This is a genomic window from Marinobacterium sediminicola, from assembly GCF_022343685.1.
GTDB classification, from domain to species: Bacteria; Pseudomonadota; Gammaproteobacteria; order Pseudomonadales; family Balneatricaceae; genus Marinobacterium; species Marinobacterium sediminicola.
In genome coordinates this window covers 847,204-864,013 of record NZ_CP092123.1, presented here as the reverse complement: position 1 = coordinate 864,013, position 16,810 = coordinate 847,204, and the positions used below count along the sequence as shown (strand labels likewise).

The following is a 16,810-nucleotide window of genomic DNA, read 5'->3' as shown; positions in this document are numbered from 1 at the left end:
GAAGGAGCCTGAACAATGGCAAGAATCAAACTGAACATGCCGGACAACTACCTGTTCAGCACTGAACTGGCAGTCCGCATCAGCGATATCAATTATGGCGGCCATATGGGTAATGATGCCGTACTCTCGATGGTACATGAGGCTCGGCTACGCTTTCTCAAGCACTACCATTACACCGAATTTGATGTGGAAGGTGCCGGCATCATCATGACCGACTCCGCCATCGTCTACAAAAATGAAGGATTTCATGGTGACCGCATCCAGGTCGATGTGACCGTAGCCGACTTCAACAAGTACGGCTGCGACCTTTACTACCTGCTCAGCAACAAGGACACTGCTGTCGAGGTCGCACATGCCAAAACCGGTATCGTCTTCTTCGATTATGACAACCGCAAGGTCGTGACGGTGCCTGAAGGCTTTCGTAACAAGATGCTCAGGGAGCCCTGAGCATCATACATCTCTACTCGTCAGAGCTGTAATCGTAGGAACCGTGGGCCAGGTTCTCGAAGCGGGTGTATTTGCCGATAAACGCCAGCCGCACCGAGCCGATAGGACCGTTACGCTGCTTACCGATGATGATTTCGGCTACGCCCTTGTCCGGGCTGTCTTCGTTGTAAACTTCGTCGCGGTAAATAAACATGATTACGTCCGCATCCTGCTCGATCGCTCCCGATTCACGCAGGTCCGAGTTCACCGGGCGCTTGTTCGGACGCTGCTCAAGGCTTCGGTTCAGCTGCGAGAGCGCGATCACCGGACAGTTCATCTCCTTGGCCAGAGCTTTCAAAGAGCGTGAGATTTCGGAAATCTCCTGGGTTCGACCTTCGCTCTTGCCGGTCTTCAGTGTCATCAACTGCAGATAGTCCACCATGATCATGGCCAGATCGCCGTGCTCGCGGACGATACGGCGGGCACGGGTACGCATCTCATTGGGACTGATGCCAGGCTGGTCATCGATGAACAGCGGTTTATTCTTGAGCATGTTCACCGCGGTGGTCAGCTTGGGCCAGTCGTCCTCCTCCAGCTGACCGTTACGGACCTTGGTCTGGTTGATACGGCCCAGTGACGACAGCATACGGGTGACCAGCTGGTCTGCAGGCATCTCCAGCGAGAACACCAGCACCGGCCGTTCGGTGGCCATCAGGGCGTTTTCCACCAGATTCATGGCAAAGGTCGTCTTACCCATGGACGGTCGTGCGGCCACAATCACCAGATCCGATTTCTGCAAGCCGCCGGTACGATCATCCAAATCATCAAACCCAGTGGTCACACCGGTCAACGCATCTGAATTGTTGAACAGCTCATCAATTCGGTCCACGGCACGTTTCAGCAGCGGATTAACCGGTTCAGGCCCACCCTGATTGGGTCGATTCTCGGCAATCTGGAAGATTTTCTGTTCGGCTTCATTCAGAATTTCGTCAGATGCACGTCCACCGGGATGAAAGGCGCTGTCAGCAATTTCATTGGCCACGCTGATCATCTGCCTTAACAGTGAACGGTCACGCACGATCTCGGCATAGGCACGGATATTGGAGGTGCTCGGCGTATTGCGTGCGAGCGAAACCAGATACTCCAGCCCGCCGGCCTGCTCAAGCTCGGCGGTGCGATCCAGCTCTTCCGAAAGCGTTACCACGTCGATCGGTCGCCCGTCATCGATCAGCTTTTGCATGGTGCGGAAGATCATGCGATGGGTCGGGCGGTAAAACTGGTCCTCCAGCAACACCTCGGATACGGCATCCCAGGTATTGTTATCCAGCATCAGGCCACCCAGCACCGATTGCTCGGCTTCGATCGAGTGCGGCGGCTGCTTGATCGTCTCCAGGGCTTCGTCGTTCAGGTCGGCCATATCCATCGCTGACTACCTCTAGCTGGCTGTTGGGAGGAGGATGCGGATGCCATTGTCCGGCTTCCTTCAGTACATAAAAAAGCACCGCGCAGTATACCACGCGGTGCTTTTTCTTAACCGATTGTCGGGCGGGAATTATTCGCCAGCGATAACCAGTTTGATAGTAGCGGTAACTTCCGGGTGAACCTGGATGTCAACGTCGTACTCACCGATGTGGCGGATAGCGCCTTCCGGCAGACGAACTTCGCTCTTGTCAGCTTCAACGCCAGCAGAAGTCAGCGCTTCAGCGATGTCGCGAGTACCGATAGAACCGAACAGTTTGCCTTCGTCACCGGCTTTGGTGACCAGGGACAGTTCCAGTTCGTTCAGCTGCTCAGCACGTGCCTGAGCGTTAGCCAGCTTTTCAGCAGCGGCTTTTTCCAGTTCAGCGCGACGCTCTTCGAACTGTGCTACGTTAGCAGCGGTAGCCGGTACGGCTTTACCCTGGGGAACCAGGTAGTTACGGCCAAAACCGGACTTGACAGATACTTTGTCGCCCAGCTTACCCAGCTTGCCGATATTTTCGAGCAGAATAACTTCCATCTCGTAAACCTCTTGTTCTGCAAAGGCTGCAGTCTTGAATCCTGGCTGCAGATATCCACTGAATATCCACAGCATTAATCTTGGTGGATCGTATCGCGTTTAGCGTACGACCTCCGGCTGTATCAGCCGACGTTCAATTAAACGTCGTGACTGTCGGTGTACGGCAGCAGGGCCAGGTAGCGTGCGCGCTTGATAGCGGTCGCCAGCTGACGCTGGTAGCGTGCCTTGGTACCAGTGATACGGCTCGGAACGATTTTGCCGGTTTCAGTGATGTAGCCTTTCAGGGTGTCCAGATCTTTGTAATCGATCTGCTTGACGCCTTCAGCGGTGAAACGGCAGAACTTGCGACGACGGAAAAAACGTGCCATCTGAATTTCTCCAAAAATAAGGTTAACGATTACTCTTCAGCAGCTTCTTCAGATTCTTCAGCAGCTTTTTCCTGCTTCTGCTCTGAACGCTCTTCGCGACGCGGCTTGCGCTCTTCGCGAGATTCTGCAGCCTTGATCGGAGATTCTTCAGTGATCGCTTCGTTGCAACGAATCACCATGTTACGCAGAACGGCGTCGTTGTAGCGGAACATGTTGGACAGTTCGTCCATCACTTCCTGAGTCGCTTCAACGTTCATCAGCACGTAGTGTGCCTTGTGCGCGTTGTTGATCGGGTAAGCCAGCTGACGACGGCCCCAGTCTTCCAGACGATGGATAGTACCTTCAGCACCTTCGATCAGCGCCTTGTAACGCTCGATCATCGCCGGAACCTGCTCGCTCTGGTTCGGGTGAACCAGGAATACGATTTCGTAATGACGCATTTTTGCTCCTTACGGTTTCACAGCCTCCAAGTCACTCACCGTATGTGAATGGTTGAAAGCAAGGAGTTGAACAAATAAAAGGACGCAACATTCTAATGCCGCGCCCTTCCAAACACAAGTCGAAATAACCAATTATTCGACTTCAACGATCTCGAAGCTGTGGGTGATCTTGACGCCGCCACGCTCCAGCATCAGGGACGCAGAGCAGTACTGCTCCGCTGACAGGCGAACAGCCCGCTCGACTGCTGCCTCGCGCAGCTTGCGACCACTGACGATGAACTTGACGTGAATCTCTGTAAACACAGAGGGCACTTCGTCAGAACGCTCAGCATTGATCTCGGCCACACAGTTGACCACATCCTGACGCGCCTTGCGCAGGATACCGACCACATCAACGCTGGTGCAGCCGCCGAGGCCGGCCAGCATCAGTTCCATCGGGCGCGGCCCCTGCTGCAGATCCTTGTCGATTACGATATCGAAACCGGAACCGGTGGTCGCCTTGAAGCGATCGTCGCCTTCCCAGTTAACGCTGACACTCATGCTCATGGTTGTTTCTCTAAATCAGGTTAGTTGGCCTTTTGAGCCGCCGCAAAGAACTCGGCCAGGGTCTGACCGGGGTTTTCAGCCCGCATGAACGCCTCACCAATCAGAAAAGCGTTGACCTGGCGCGCCTGCATGGCAGCAACATCTTCGGGCGTAAGGATACCACTTTCGGTCACCACGATGCGGTCTTCAGGAATCTGGTCCAGCAGTTTGAAGGTATTCTCCAGGCTCACCTCGAACGTGTGCAGATCACGGTTGTTGATACCGATCAAACGGGTGTTGAGCGGCAGAATACGCTGCAACTCCTGTTCATTGTGTACTTCAATCAGGACATCCATACCCAGCTCATGGGTCAGCGCCGTCAAGTCGGCAAGCTGCTGATCATTGAGTGCCGCCACGATCAGCAGGATACAGTCAGCCCCCAGCGCACGCGCTTCATAAATCTGATACGGATCGACAATGAAGTCCTTTCGGATCACCGGCAGCGAACAGGCGGCACGCGCCTGCTGCAAGTACTCATCAGACCCCTGGAAAAAGTCCACATCGGTCAGCACCGAAAGGCAGCAGGCGCCTCCCGCTTCATAACCCGGGGCTATCTCGGCCGGAACAAAGGGATCGCGGATCACCCCTTTGGAGGGGCTCGCCTTCTTGATCTCGGCGATCACGGCGGCACGTCCCGCGTCCAGCGCACGCTCCAAACTGGCAACAAACCCGCGCGGGTCAGTATCGCTCCCCTGCTGACGGGCAATCCGTGACTTGAGGTCATCAATGGAGACACGCGCACTGCGCTCGGCCACTTCCTCATGCTTGCGCGCGATGATTTTTTTCAGAATGGTCGGGGTATCGTTCATCAGTTGCCTTGCTCCAATTGCTGACTGAAAGCGGCCAGCTGTTCCATTTTTTCAAGTGCCGCACCGGACTGTATCGCCTCAAGCGCCCGCGCCACACCGGCCTTGTGGCTCTCCGCCTGACCACCCAGATAGATGGCTGCACCGGCATTCAGCGCGACCATCGCCGCAGCCTTGCGTGCCGCTGGCTCGCCGGTGTTGCTCAGGGCCGCCTTGATCAGCGCCAGCGACTCATCGGAGCTCTCGACTACCAGCCCGATCAGGCTCTGACTGTCGATGCCCAGATCTTCCGGAGTGATCTTGTACTCGCGGATTTCGCCGTCCTTAAGTTCGGCTACATGGGTGTGACTCGCCAGACTGATTTCGTCCAAACCATCATCCGCGTGAACCACCATGATGTGCTCGGCACCGAGCTGATGCATCACCTCGGCCATGGGACGGCAGAGCTTTTGCGTGAAAACACCGATGACTTCACGCTTGGCACCGGCCGGATTGGTCATCGGCCCCAGAATATTGAACATCGTTCGCATCCCCAGGGCGCGGCGGGCTCCGATGGCGTGTTTCATGGCGCTGTGGTAACCCGGCGCAAACATGAAACCCACTCCCACTTCGTCGATGCAACGTGCCACGCTCTCGGCGCCAAGATCAAGATTAATGCCGGCCTTTTCCAGCAGGTCAGCACTGCCGCTGCTGGAGGAAACACCACGGTTGCCATGCTTGGCGATATGAACACCGCAGGCCGCTGCTACGAATGCGCTGGCAGAGGACACATTGAACAGGTTTGCGCCGTCGCCACCGGTGCCGACGATGTCCACCAGCGGGCCTTTTTCAGGACGGACCGGCGTTGCGAGCTCTCGCATCACCTGAGCCGCGCCCGTGATTTCCTCGATCGACTCACTTTTCATGCGCAGTCCGACCAGGAAGCCAGCCACCTGGGATTCACTGCACTGCCCGGTCATCACCTGGCGCATGACATCGACCATCTCCTCACGACTGAGGTCGATGTGATCGACCACACGGGCCAACGCTTGCTGAATGTTCATTCCGTGTCTCCTCTGAAAAAGGGGGGTCAGGCCTGCTGCAAAAAGTTATCCAACAGCTGGTGGCCCTGACGGGTCAATACTGATTCGGGGTGAAACTGCACTCCCTGGATCGCCAGCTCCCGATGCCGGATCGCCATGATCTCGTCCATCTCACCACGATCATTAGTGGTCCAGGCCGTTATCTCAAGGCAGTCAGGCAAGGTATCGGCTCGCAATACCAACGAATGGTAACGGGTGACTTCCAGTGGATGATCGAGGCCCTGAAACACCCCGACTCCGGCATGTTCAATCAAGGATGTTTTGCCATGCATCACCTGGCGGGCGCGAACGACTTCGGCCCCCAATGCCTGACCAATGCTTTGGTGGCCAAGGCAAACCCCCAGAATCGGCAATTTGCCGGCAAAATATTCAATCGCTGATATCGAGATGCCCGCCTCGTTGGGCGTGCAGGGTCCCGGTGAGATAACCAGATGGGAAGGGCTCAGTGCCTCAATCTGCTCAAGGGTGATGGCATTATTGCGAAACACCTGAACTTCAGTGCCCAGTTCTTCAAAGTACCGAACCAGATTCCAGGTAAAGCTATCGAAGTTATCGATCATCACCAGCATCAGGATACTCCCGCTGCCAATGTCGGTTTGTCATGAACGCCTTGCAAGCTTTTATCCACCCTTGTAACTGTACTGCACAAGCGGCTACTCAGAGCCGTTTGCCGTCATCATACAGCATGCGCGTGTAATAGCGAACTGATACACGCAACCGATGAGCGCCTGTGGAAAGGCGGTCACGCCAGCCGATTTCTGCTAGAGTTCGAGCTTTCTCTGCACTGCCTGAAAGAGCGATGATCAAGCCTCAACCTTTGCCGATAGATCCGCTGCTACCCTCCATTTGCCAGACACTCGACCAGCATGACGAGCTTGTTCTGGAAGCACCACCAGGAGCAGGCAAGACAACCCGGGTACCGCTTGCACTGCTTGGCCAGCCTTGGCTCGACCAGAAGAAAATACTTTTGCTGGAGCCTCGCCGGTTGGCAGCCAAGGCAGCGGCACAGAGGCTGGCTGAACAGCTTGAAGAAAAAGTCGGCCAGACCGTCGGCTACCGCATCCGCATGGAGACCAGGGTAAGTGCCGCTACCCGCATCGAAGTCGTGACCGAAGGTATCCTGACCCGAATGCTGCAGGATGACCCTGGCCTGGAGGATGTTGGGCTTGTTATTTTCGATGAATTTCACGAGCGAAGCCTTGATGCAGATACTGGGCTTGCACTGATCCTGCAAGGGCGAGAACTGCTCCGCGAAGGTCCTCCTCTCAAACTGCTGCTAATGTCAGCCACCCTCGATGGCGCTGCAGTGTCAGACCTGCTGGGCGGAGCCCCTGTACTGCGCAGTGAAGGGCGGGCCTACCCTGTTGAACTGGTCTACTCGCCCCCCAGCCGTATCGATACTCCGGTCGAGGAGCGTGTCGTCAACCGTATCCGCCAGGCCTTGGACCGACACGATGGCAGCCTGCTGGTCTTTCTGCCTGGACAGCGAGAGATACGCCGTGTGAGGCAACTGCTCGACGATAGCCTGCCAAACCATGAACTGTTGATCACACCGCTCTATGGTGACCTGTCTCTGGGCGAACAGCAGCAGGCCATCACCGCCGCGCCCCCCGGAAAACGCAAGATCGTGCTGGCTACAGCCATCGCCGAAACCAGCCTGACGATTGAGGGCATTGAGGTTGTGATTGATGCAGGACTCAGCCGACAGGCCCGTTTCGACCCGGGCAGCGGCATGACCCGCTTGCTCACCACCCGCGTATCTGCCGCCGCCGCAACCCAGCGTGCCGGGCGTGCCGGGCGTCTCGGCCCCGGTACTTGCTACAGACTCTGGTCGGAACAGCAGCAGGCACAACTGGAGCCACAGACACCCGCCGAAATTCAACATGCCGATCTGGCCCCGCTGGCACTGCAACTGCTGAAGTGGGGGGTTAACGACCCAACCGAACTCTGCTGGCTCACCCCACCACCCGCTGCTGCTTACAACCAGTCACTGGAGCTGCTGCGACAACTGGACGCCGTTGAAACCCTGTCACCGGGCCAGTTCCGGTTGACCGCGCGCGGTGAGCAAATGGCACAACTGCCGGCACACCCTCGCCTCAGCCATATGCTGCTGTGTGGCGCTGAACAGGGGCAGGCTCGTCTGGCTGCCGATCTGGCGGCTCTGCTATCCGAACGCGATCCGCTGAACACCCCCCAGTCCGATCTGACGCAGCGACTTGAATGGCTACAATCATCGCGTGGAAAGGGCCAGGGGCAGCGCCTGCAGCGTTTGGCTCAGCAGTATTTTCAGCTGTCCGACAACCTTTCAACGGCCGAGCAGACCCCACACCGGCTAACAAAAGATTCCGCTACAGGCTATCTCATTGCCTGCGCCTATCCGGATCGGATCGCGCGTCGTCGGGATAACCAGACAGGGCAATACCGTCTCAGTCTGGGACGTGGTGCCAAACTGTCCGAGCAGGACCGGCTAAACCGGTGCGAATGGCTCGCCGTGGCAGCGCTGACCAGCCGTCAGGACAGTGCCACAGACCTGATCCGGCTGGCCTGCCCTCTCGACCCTGAACTGTTTGAACACCTGCTCGCAGATATGAAAGAGAGCGAAGAGGTGGTCATATGGAATGCTCAGCAAGATCGACTGATTGCCGAGAGACAGACCCGGATCGGCCAGTTGGTCTTGCACCGTGATACTTCGCTCGGCCTGCCCCCTGATCGCATCACCGCCGCCCTGATCGCTCACATACGCCGTCAGGGCCTGAGATTACTGCCTTGGGATGAAGCTGCGGAAGAGTTGCGACAACGTCTGGCCTTCGTTCGCCAGCATGATCCTGCCCCCTCGCGCTGGCCGGACCTTTCGGATACAGCGCTTCTTAATACCCTGGAAAAATGGCTGTCTCCCTGGCTTGAAGGCATCAACAAGGGCAGCGATTTTGCGCGGCTGGATATGGCCGACATCCTGCGCAGCCAGCTGGAATGGTCACAGCAGCAGGAGCTGGACCGTTTGGCCCCGGAGCGTATCCAGGTCCCTTCCGGCTCCCGGATCAGGGTCAATTACAGTCAGTCGCCTCCCGTGCTGGCGGTCAAGCTGCAAGAGATGTTCGGTTGCACCGACACCCCCAGACTGGGCTTCAACATACCGGTCATCCTGCATCTGCTGTCTCCTGCTCAGCGCCCACTACAGGTCACCCAGGATCTGGCAGGGTTCTGGCAAGGCAGCTACGCCGAAGTTCGTAAGGAAATGAAAGGGCGCTACCCCAAACACCCCTGGCCAGAAGATCCAACCAGCGCACCGGCAACCTCTCGTACCAAGCGCACCTCTCAATCCTGACCCGGCCCGGCCCAGGGCAGCTCGACCCAGAAGGTTGAACCCTGCCCGGGCTGGCTGTCGCACCCAATATCGCCCCCCATCAACTCAACCAGCTGCTTACTGATACTCAACCCGATACCCGTACCCGGAATGCTGGTGTTCTCGTAGCCAAGCCGGTTGAATGGCATAAACAATTCCTGCAAGCGGCCTGAAGTAATGCCGCTGCCGGTATCCCTGACTGATATCCTCACCTTATCTCCAAGGCGGGCACATTCCACACTGACCTGACCACCAGAGTGGTTGTACTTGATCGCATTGGACAGCAGGTTCAACAATACCTGGCTCAACCTGTTGGCATCCGCTCGAACCACCAGCTCGCGCCCCTGAAAAAATCTCTGCAGCAGGACAGATTTCTCAGCCGCCTGAGGCTCAATCATGCGCAGACAGGCATCAACCCTGTCAGCAACCGGGACCGACTCAAGACTCGTCTGGACCTGCCCCGCCTGAACCTGCGCCAAATCCAGCACGTCGTTAATCAGGCACAACAGATGCTCGGCAGCACGCAGGATCTCATGCACGCAAGCGCGCTCATCATCGCCCAAACTATTACTGTTCTGAACAAGCTCGGCAAAACCGATAATGGATGTCAGCGGTGTTCTCAACTCGTGACTGATACTGGACAAAAATCGGTTCTTGGCTCGATTGGCACGCCCCAGCACCGCGCCCATTTTGACCACCGCGTCGGCACTTTGCTGCAACTCTTGCAGCTTGAATTGAAGCCCTGGCTGGTCATAACGTTCCTGACCAATTTCCGACAGTACACGATTCAATGTTGCCAGCGGCGCAGAAATGGCGCGACTGAGCCACACAGAACGCCGCCAGGTATAGGCAAAGAACAACAGATAAAAAATCAACAGGCCTACAATCAGCAGGTACACGATCACACGAAAGTGCCGGGCAAGCTCATCTGCTGAACGATAGATGGCTTCCTCATCGACGATGGTCAACAACTGCCAGCCCGCCGAATCAATCTCACGCCAGGCAACCCGCTTCGTCTGGCCATTCAGTACCAAAGTCCCCTGACCATCAGGTTCTGCCTGCATCCGGTCGGCCAGATTTGCTGTATCCGGTCGCTGTCGAAGATTGAAACGCTCCGGCTTGAAATTCTCTTTCGGCACGCCTTTGCTGTAGTTGAAAGCCGTTAACTCTTCCAATCCGAAATCCCGCTCCCCTCGTGAAGGAAGGGCCATAATGGTGCCTTTTCGGTTAATCAGAACAGCATACCCCTGCCAGGGAATGTCCAGCTGCTGGATCTGTTCTACGATCGTCGCCACGGTAATGTCTATCCCAACCACTCCCTCCAGAAAGTCACCGCGATACACAGGTGCAACTGCGGAAGTCATCCAGCCAAGCCCCGCCGGATCGACATACACATCGGTCCAGACCACCTTGCGCTCAGGGTTGTGGCGCTCATCAGCCGCGTAGTAAAACGGATAATCCCTTGCCAGGGTGTCAGGCGCGTATTGGGCAGGAGTGTCGAACCAGGGAAAAATGCGGTTATAGCCATCCCAGCTGTTGAAATAGATCGCATTAACCATCGGATTGGTTCGCATCATATCCAGCATCAGCGGGTCCAGCTGTTCCAGACGATAGACCTTGGTCATATCCTGGCGATCAGCGGGTGTACTGGCCGAATAAAAGGACGCCGCACGACCATCATCGACGGGGCTGTAAAGGACTCCGTCCTCATTACGGACATAGATTCCTGCACCGGACTGAGGGGGCGGAGCTACCAGCGCACGACCAACGGCCTGACGGTATATCTCAACCAGGGCAGCGACGGCCTGCACCTGCTCGTTGATGACATTGACTTCAAGCCGCGCGGTATTGATCAGCTGTTCATCTGCCTGATTTCGCAGCAGTTTGACGTTGCCTTCACGAATATAGCCGCTGGAAAAGAGGTAGACGCCTACCAGCAGCGTTTCCACCAGTAACAAAGGAATCAAAGCCGAGCGCACCAACGCACGCCACACCCAGCGCTGGGTGCTGAGCAAGCCGGCTCCTTCGCGTTTTGGCGGAATTACTGTGTTCAGGCAGAGATCTCCACCTCGTGCATCTCCAGGCCACCTCCAGCACCGAAAGCCTCCCTGGGAAGAGACTGCTCTCTATGGGCTGCCTTGAAGTCGTCTGAAGCCACCCAGGCTTCAAAGGCCCCCTTGTCTCGCCAGTGGGTCATCACCACCCAGGGACAGCCTTCATTCACCGGCCGCATCACTTCCAGACGCACAAAGCCCGGTTGCTGCTCAACCTGACCGGCACGCTGACGAAAACGCTCGGCGAACGCTTCCTCATATCCCGGATTCACCATAATTCTGTTCGCAACGACAAACATAGACACCTCCCGATTTCATATAAAACCAGTCTATCAAAGATCAGGAAGATCACGGCAGGAAACGAGGTACATCAGAGGGATAACAGGATGGAAAAAGGCCGGCACTTCCGTACCGGCCAGAGGGGAGTTAGCTGCGAACGATTGATACGTCCTCGGCCTGAAGCCCCTTATCACTTTCACGAACACTGAAACGGACCTGTTGCCCTTCATTAAGGGACCGGTGACCTCGGCCACGAATGTTGCGGAAATGAACAAACACGTCATCGCCATTATCACGCGTAATGAAACCAAACCCCTTGGAGACATTGAACCATTTAACAACACCCAGCTCACGGGTGTCATTGGCATCATCCACTTCAGCATCATCAGCCGATTGCGCAGCAGCTGCCTTGACAGCAGAAGCGGCGCTGCCCGGCTGCCATGCAGCGGCCAGGGTGACAACAAATACAACAACAGCCACGACAGCCAAAACCGGCAGGGTAAAACCGATCTCGATGGAAGCGACCTTTTGTAGCAGGAAAGGAATAATAAACGCGGCCAGTACGCTGGCCAGTACACTTTTGACTAACTGGTTACCACTCATGGATCTTCTCTGTTATTAAATAAGGTGTTGATGGTAAAGGTACGCAAATGGTCAATAAACCGCGCACTAACTGATCAGATATACTGTATTCATCATTTTTTTTCAACGGCTTATCAAAACTGGTTCTTTTCGTCACATTGCCGATCGTCTATGCTTCAGGCACATACCACCTTATTGGAAGGAGAGAAACATGACTGATCATGAGACCCTTGCGGAGCTGGAATCCCGTATCGCCTTCCAGGAAGACGCCATCGACAAGCTTAGTGAGATGGTCGCCAAGCAGGAGATGGATATTGAACGCCTGACTCGGATGGTCAAGATTCTGAATGTTCAGCTACGTGAGATGGGTACAGGAGAAAATGTTGGCGACGCTAACGAAGTGCCGCCCCACTACTGATACCCCAGAGTCCTGGACTTGCAAGGGCTGAAACACGATAGGCTCAGTCAGAGCCGAGAGCCTTCAAGGCGTAGATATCATATCGACTGGATTTGCCGTCCACCGTGTAGGTCGGTGCAGGCCCCTCAATCGCAGGGGCCTTGCGCGCACGCTTGACCACCACCCGATAGCGGGCGACTTTCAAGGCGGCCGCCAACAGCTCTCGGTCATCGCTGTCATAGCCAACCAGCTCACGAAAAGCCAGCATCTCCTTTTTCACCAGCGCTTTCTTGTCCGTGTGTGGAAACATGGGGTCCAGATAAATCAGATCAGGCGCCTGCTCAGCTGAGCACTGCTCAAGCCACTGCCGACCATCTGCCTGCTCCAGCGTCATGTGGCCGATGATTTCATCCAGATCACCAACGGCTGCCGCCTGCTCCAGCCCGGACTCCAGCAACGCATGCACCACCGGCGAGCGCTCAAGCATATGCACTCGACACCCCAGTGTCGCCAGCACAAAAGCGTCACGCCCAAGCCCTGCGGTCGCATCGAGAATATTGGGGCGAATGCCCCCTTTTATGCCGCACGCCTTGGCGATTAGCTGACCGGTTCCACCTCCAAACTGGCGTCGATGCGCAACCGCTCCCCCGGTAAAGTCGGCTTTGACCGGTCCCGGACGCTTGCGTCCAGTCGCACAGAGCGCCACTTCACCAGCTGCAACCAACAGGATCTGACTCCAGGTCTCATCCTGAGAAAGATCAGGCTGTGCAACCAGAGGCAACTGAAGCCGCTCTGCCAATACCCTTGCCCTGCTTTCGTCCCGGAGTGTTTCCCATCCAACGGCCAGGGTCACAGCAAATCTCCCGGGTTAGCGAAGTACACCAGCAGCAGCAACACTCCCAACAACAGACGGTAAACAACGAACGGCTTCATTCCTACCCTGTCCAGCCATTTCAGGAACAGATGAATACAGGCCAAGGCGCTGAAACCAGCAATCAAAGTTCCGACTCCGACTTGAAGCCAGTGTGTGCCATTGCCTTCCTGATAGAGCTCGATTCCCTTCAACGAACCCGCCCCCAGAATGACCGGGATCGACAGCAAAAATGAAAAACGTGCCGCTGTCTGGCGGTCGAAGCCCAGCATCAGGGCTGCAGTAATGGTAATACCTGAACGAGACGTCCCGGGAATCAGCGCAAGAGCCTGTGCAAGACCGATAAATCCGGCCTCTCGCAAGCCAAGCCCCTCACTTGTTCGGCGTTCGGTGCGCTTCATGTCAGCCCACCCCAGCAGAACACCGAAAATCAGTGTCGTGGCGGCAATGACCAGTATGGAACGTCCGTAGTGATCAACCAGCCATCCGAACATGAAACCGGCTACCAGCGACGGCAGTGTTGCAAGAATCACCAGCCAGGCCAGAAGACCATCGGCATCGGCATGACCGGACAGGGAGCGACACCATGCCGCGGTCATCCGGCTCAGTTCATGACGGAAATAGAACATCACGGCGATCAGGGTACCCACATGGACCCCGACATCAAAGGCCAGTCCCTGATCCGGCCAACCCAGTAGCTGGGACGGCAGGATCAGGTGTGCCGAACTGGAGATTGGCAGGAACTCAGTCAACCCCTGAATGACGGCCAGCAGAGCCGTGTGGACCCACTCACTGAAGTTCACTGCTGATCCTTTTTCTTCCAGGCAACCTGATCCCGAAGGTAGACCGGCTGAGCTTCATCCGGGGACACGACCTCTCCCCGTTCGACAGCCATATCCGCAAGACGCGCCATGGCCTCAGCCTGAGGATAAACATCGGTCATGTACTGAGCAATGTGTTCAGTCAGCCCCTCAGACATCTGCTCACGGTAGACCCAGCCGCTGCCCAGAGCAGCAAAAGAGATACCGGCATACGCATCCGGCAACAGCACACCCGATGGAGCACATACCTGCTCATCCACCAGTGCCCTCAATCCGTCGCTGCCTCGTTGCCAGGCACACCAGTACACTTCATCCATGCGTGCATCCAGCGCCGTAAGCAAGTACTCACCGGTGTTGGCATCGGCGGCAAAGGCCATCGCTTCCAGCGTGGACACCGGCACTACCGGAAGGTCCGCGGCCAGCGCCAACCCCTGAGCCGCTCCGGTTGCTATGCGGATGCCGGCAAAAGAGCCCGGACCACGGCCAAACGCAATCGCATCCAGCGCAGCAAGGGTGACGCCGGCTTCTGCCAACAGCTCTTCCACCATCGGCAACAGCAAATGAGTATGGCGACGAGGTTCAATCTTGAACCGCTGGAGCATTTCTCCATTCAGCAGCAGAGCCGCAGAACAGGCATCAGTCGATGTATCCAGGGCGAGAATATTGGACATGGGACTCTCGGTCAGAATAAAAACGCAGATATTGTAATGACAGGCGGGAGACAATGCATCTGCAAGACAGCTAGAGCATTGATTCTCCCCATCGCGGCAGCAACGTCTGCTCAAACCCCAACTGTGCCAGCAGACGAGCGACGATAAAATCGACCATATCCTCTACCGTCTGAGGCTTTTGATAGAAACCGGGACTGGCGGGTACGACAACCGCCCCCATGCGCGTCAGTTTCAGCATATGCTCCAGATGGATTTCGGAATACGGGGCTTCTCTCGGTACCAGCAATAACTGGCGACGCTCCTTGAGCGCGACATCAGCCGCCCGCTCAATCAGATTATTACTGGCGCCGCAGGCAATCGCCGACAGAGTACCAGTACTGCAGGGACATACCACCATGGCACTGGGCGCGCCGGAGCCTGATGCCACCGGAGCCATCCACTGCTCACGACCATAGACCTTAATCTGGCCGGGACGTGCGGCGAAATACTCAGTCAGAAACGACTCCATGGCTTCGGGCGCGCCAGGCAGCTTCAATTCCGTCTCGGTCGCAATCACGACCTGAGCCGCCTTGGACACCATCAACAACACCTGTGTATCCAGCCCCAGCAGGCACTGCAGCAGACGCAAGCCGTACTGAACCCCGGATGCTCCGGTAATCGCCAGTGTCACCCGGCGTGCATAAGCCACCTCAGAGTTAGAGGACATGAATCGACTCCCGCTGCTCCAGCGCTTTCAGCAACTTCTGATGAATGCCGCCAAAGCCACCATTGCTCATGATCACAACCTGAGCTCCCCGCGGCAGTTCGCTGACCAATCGACCCAACAGCGTATCCAGTTGGGACTCAAGCTGAGCCGGCACCGTACTCTGTTCGACGACCTCGTCCAGAGACCAGTCCATCCCCTCGGGCTGATACCAGTACACTCTGTCAGCCGCCGCTGTCGATTGTGCCAGCGCCTCTTTGTGAGCCCCCAGCCGCATGGTGTTCGAGCGCGGCTCAATGACCGCAATCACCGGCGCATGCTCACCCACTCGGGCCTTGATCCCCTCCAAAGTGGTCTGAATCGCCGTGGGATGATGGGCGAAATCATCATAAACCGTAATTCCGGCAACCTCGCCCAGGCGCTCCATGCGACGTTTGACACCACCAAAGCGGCTCAATGCAGCTATGGCATGTTCTGGCTGCACACCGACATGACGCGCCGCTACGAGAGCGTTGATCGCGTTACTGACATTATGCAGGCCAGTTTGCTGCCAACAGACTTCACCGACTGTTTCACCTTCATGTTGAACTGCGAAATGACTGCCATCTTCACTGAGCAATTGCGCTGACCAGGTTGCACGTCGATCGAATCCGGTCAGTACCCGACCACTCCAGCACCCCATGTCGATCACTTCATTCAGAGCAGGCGCATCCGCAGGCATGATGATCTGGCCTCCGCCAGGCACCAAGCGCACCAGATGATGGAACTGCCGCTGAATAGCGGCCAGATCCGGAAATATATCCGCATGATCGAACTCGAGATTGTTAAGAATCAGGGTTCTCGGGTTGTAGTGGACAAACTTGGAGCGTTTATCGAAGAAAGCGGTGTCGTATTCGTCTGCCTCAATGACAAAGAAAGGTGTTTCTCCGAGGCGGGCAGACGTTTCGAAACCCATTGGAATTCCGCCGATCAGGTAGCCCGGGGCCATCCCGGCCTGCTCCAGAATCCACGCCAGCATGGTGGCCGTAGTGGTTTTGCCGTGGGTTCCGGCCACCGCCAGCACCCAGCGATCGGCCAGCAGATGATCATGCAACCACTGAGGACCAGAGGTGAAACGCATGTTGCGCTCCAGCATGTACTCGATACAGGGGTTGCCACGGGACATGGCATTACCGACCACAACCAGATCCGGTTGTGGTTCCAGCTGTGCAGGGTCATAGCCTTCTATCAACTCGATACCCTGCTGTTCAAGCTGAGTGCTCATCGGTGGATAAACGTTGGCATCCGAGCCCGTAACCCTGTGCCCCAGCTGCTTTGCCAGTACCGCCAGTGACCCCATGAAGGTTCCACAGATTCCGAGAATATGGATATGCACCCCTGTAC

Annotated in this window: 19 protein-coding genes; 3 read left to right on the top strand and 16 right to left on the bottom strand. The window is 56.5% G+C overall.

All coding sequences use genetic code 11. The features are described from left to right. Positions 1-15 precede the first annotated feature (15 nt). Entirely contained in the window at positions 16-447 is a 432-nt protein-coding gene (locus LN244_RS04045) for an acyl-CoA thioesterase (protein ID WP_239041568.1), read from the top strand. Between the two features lie 13 nt (positions 448-460). Here LN244_RS04045 and dnaB read toward each other — a convergent pair whose 3' ends face one another. The 8 genes from dnaB to LN244_RS04005 all read right to left on the bottom strand — a co-directional run bounded on the left by dnaB (position 461) and on the right by LN244_RS04005 (position 6,275). After that, positions 461-1,849, bottom strand: a complete 1,389-nt coding sequence (dnaB, locus tag LN244_RS04040; RefSeq protein ID WP_239041567.1) for a replicative DNA helicase — start codon at positions 1,847-1,849, stop codon at positions 461-463. Between the two features lie 129 nt (positions 1,850-1,978). Then, positions 1,979-2,425 carry a 50S ribosomal protein L9 gene (gene rplI / locus LN244_RS04035; protein WP_239041566.1) on the bottom strand — a complete coding sequence of 149 codons (447 nt, stop codon included), beginning with the start codon at positions 2,423-2,425 and terminating at the stop codon, positions 1,979-1,981. Between the two features lie 137 nt (positions 2,426-2,562). After that, positions 2,563-2,793, bottom strand: coding sequence for a 30S ribosomal protein S18 (gene rpsR, locus LN244_RS04030; RefSeq protein WP_091825431.1), 231 nt, complete (start codon positions 2,791-2,793; stop codon positions 2,563-2,565). Positions 2,794-2,822: 29 nt separating this feature from the next. Beyond that, entirely contained in the window at positions 2,823-3,233 is a 411-nt protein-coding gene (gene rpsF / locus LN244_RS04025) for a 30S ribosomal protein S6 (RefSeq protein ID WP_239041565.1), read from the bottom strand. Between the two features lie 132 nt (positions 3,234-3,365). Then, entirely contained in the window at positions 3,366-3,779 is a 414-nt protein-coding gene (locus LN244_RS04020) for an OsmC family protein (RefSeq protein ID WP_408904451.1), read from the bottom strand. Positions 3,780-3,799: 20 nt separating this feature from the next. Next, positions 3,800-4,627, bottom strand: a complete 828-nt coding sequence (trpC, locus tag LN244_RS04015) for an indole-3-glycerol phosphate synthase TrpC (RefSeq protein ID WP_239041564.1) — start codon at positions 4,625-4,627, stop codon at positions 3,800-3,802. Then, positions 4,627-5,667, bottom strand: coding sequence for an anthranilate phosphoribosyltransferase (trpD, locus tag LN244_RS04010; RefSeq protein ID WP_239041563.1), 1,041 nt, complete (start codon positions 5,665-5,667; stop codon positions 4,627-4,629). Before trpD ends, trpC begins: the two co-directional genes overlap by 1 nt. A gap of 26 nt (positions 5,668-5,693) precedes the next feature. Next, positions 5,694-6,275, bottom strand: coding sequence for an anthranilate synthase component II (locus LN244_RS04005; RefSeq protein ID WP_239041562.1), 582 nt, complete (start codon positions 6,273-6,275; stop codon positions 5,694-5,696). Between the two features lie 230 nt (positions 6,276-6,505). Between LN244_RS04005 and hrpB the strand changes: the two genes are divergently transcribed. After that, positions 6,506-9,031 carry an ATP-dependent helicase HrpB gene (hrpB, locus tag LN244_RS04000; protein ID WP_239041561.1) on the top strand — a complete coding sequence of 842 codons (2,526 nt, stop codon included), beginning with the start codon at positions 6,506-6,508 and terminating at the stop codon, positions 9,029-9,031. Here hrpB and LN244_RS03995 read toward each other — a convergent pair. The 3 genes from LN244_RS03995 to LN244_RS16420 form a co-directional block, all read right to left on the bottom strand. Continuing rightward, positions 9,022-11,064 (bottom strand): sensor histidine kinase, encoded by a 2,043-nt coding sequence (locus LN244_RS03995; RefSeq protein WP_239041560.1) that lies wholly within the window; start codon positions 11,062-11,064, stop codon positions 9,022-9,024. The genes hrpB and LN244_RS03995 overlap by 10 nt on opposite strands. 35 nt (positions 11,065-11,099) lie before the next feature. Further along, positions 11,100-11,402 (bottom strand): antibiotic biosynthesis monooxygenase family protein, encoded by a 303-nt coding sequence (locus LN244_RS03990; RefSeq protein WP_239041559.1) that lies wholly within the window; start codon positions 11,400-11,402, stop codon positions 11,100-11,102. Between the two features lie 127 nt (positions 11,403-11,529). Next, positions 11,530-11,985, bottom strand: a complete 456-nt coding sequence (locus tag LN244_RS16420; RefSeq protein ID WP_275424706.1) for a cold-shock protein — start codon at positions 11,983-11,985, stop codon at positions 11,530-11,532. A 190-nt stretch (positions 11,986-12,175) separates the two neighbouring features. Between LN244_RS16420 and LN244_RS03980 the strand changes: the two genes are divergently transcribed. Next, positions 12,176-12,382: a SlyX family protein gene (locus LN244_RS03980; RefSeq protein ID WP_239041558.1), complete on the top strand. Its 207-nt coding sequence runs from the start codon at positions 12,176-12,178 to the stop codon at positions 12,380-12,382. A gap of 43 nt (positions 12,383-12,425) precedes the next feature. On the opposite strand, the gene LN244_RS03975 is transcribed toward LN244_RS03980, so the two are convergent. From LN244_RS03975 to mpl, 5 genes are all read right to left on the bottom strand, one after another. Beyond that, positions 12,426-13,214 (bottom strand): class I SAM-dependent methyltransferase, encoded by a 789-nt coding sequence (locus LN244_RS03975; protein ID WP_239041557.1) that lies wholly within the window; start codon positions 13,212-13,214, stop codon positions 12,426-12,428. Beyond that, positions 13,211-14,035, bottom strand: coding sequence for an undecaprenyl-diphosphate phosphatase (locus tag LN244_RS03970; protein ID WP_239041556.1), 825 nt, complete (start codon positions 14,033-14,035; stop codon positions 13,211-13,213). Before LN244_RS03970 ends, LN244_RS03975 begins: the two co-directional genes overlap by 4 nt. Continuing rightward, the gene (gene tsaB / locus LN244_RS03965; RefSeq protein WP_239041555.1) at positions 14,032-14,724 is read right to left on the bottom strand and encodes a tRNA (adenosine(37)-N6)-threonylcarbamoyltransferase complex dimerization subunit type 1 TsaB; all 693 of its coding nucleotides are present in this window, start codon (positions 14,722-14,724) and stop codon (positions 14,032-14,034) included. The genes LN244_RS03970 and tsaB overlap by 4 nt, the downstream gene beginning before the upstream one ends. A 70-nt stretch (positions 14,725-14,794) precedes the next feature. Continuing rightward, positions 14,795-15,430 (bottom strand): flavin prenyltransferase UbiX, encoded by a 636-nt coding sequence (locus LN244_RS03960; RefSeq protein WP_275424705.1) that lies wholly within the window; start codon positions 15,428-15,430, stop codon positions 14,795-14,797. After that, positions 15,420-16,802 (bottom strand): UDP-N-acetylmuramate:L-alanyl-gamma-D-glutamyl-meso-diaminopimelate ligase, encoded by a 1,383-nt coding sequence (mpl, locus tag LN244_RS03955; RefSeq protein WP_239041554.1) that lies wholly within the window; start codon positions 16,800-16,802, stop codon positions 15,420-15,422. The genes LN244_RS03960 and mpl overlap by 11 nt, the downstream gene beginning before the upstream one ends. Between the last annotated feature and the right edge of the window lie 8 nt (positions 16,803-16,810).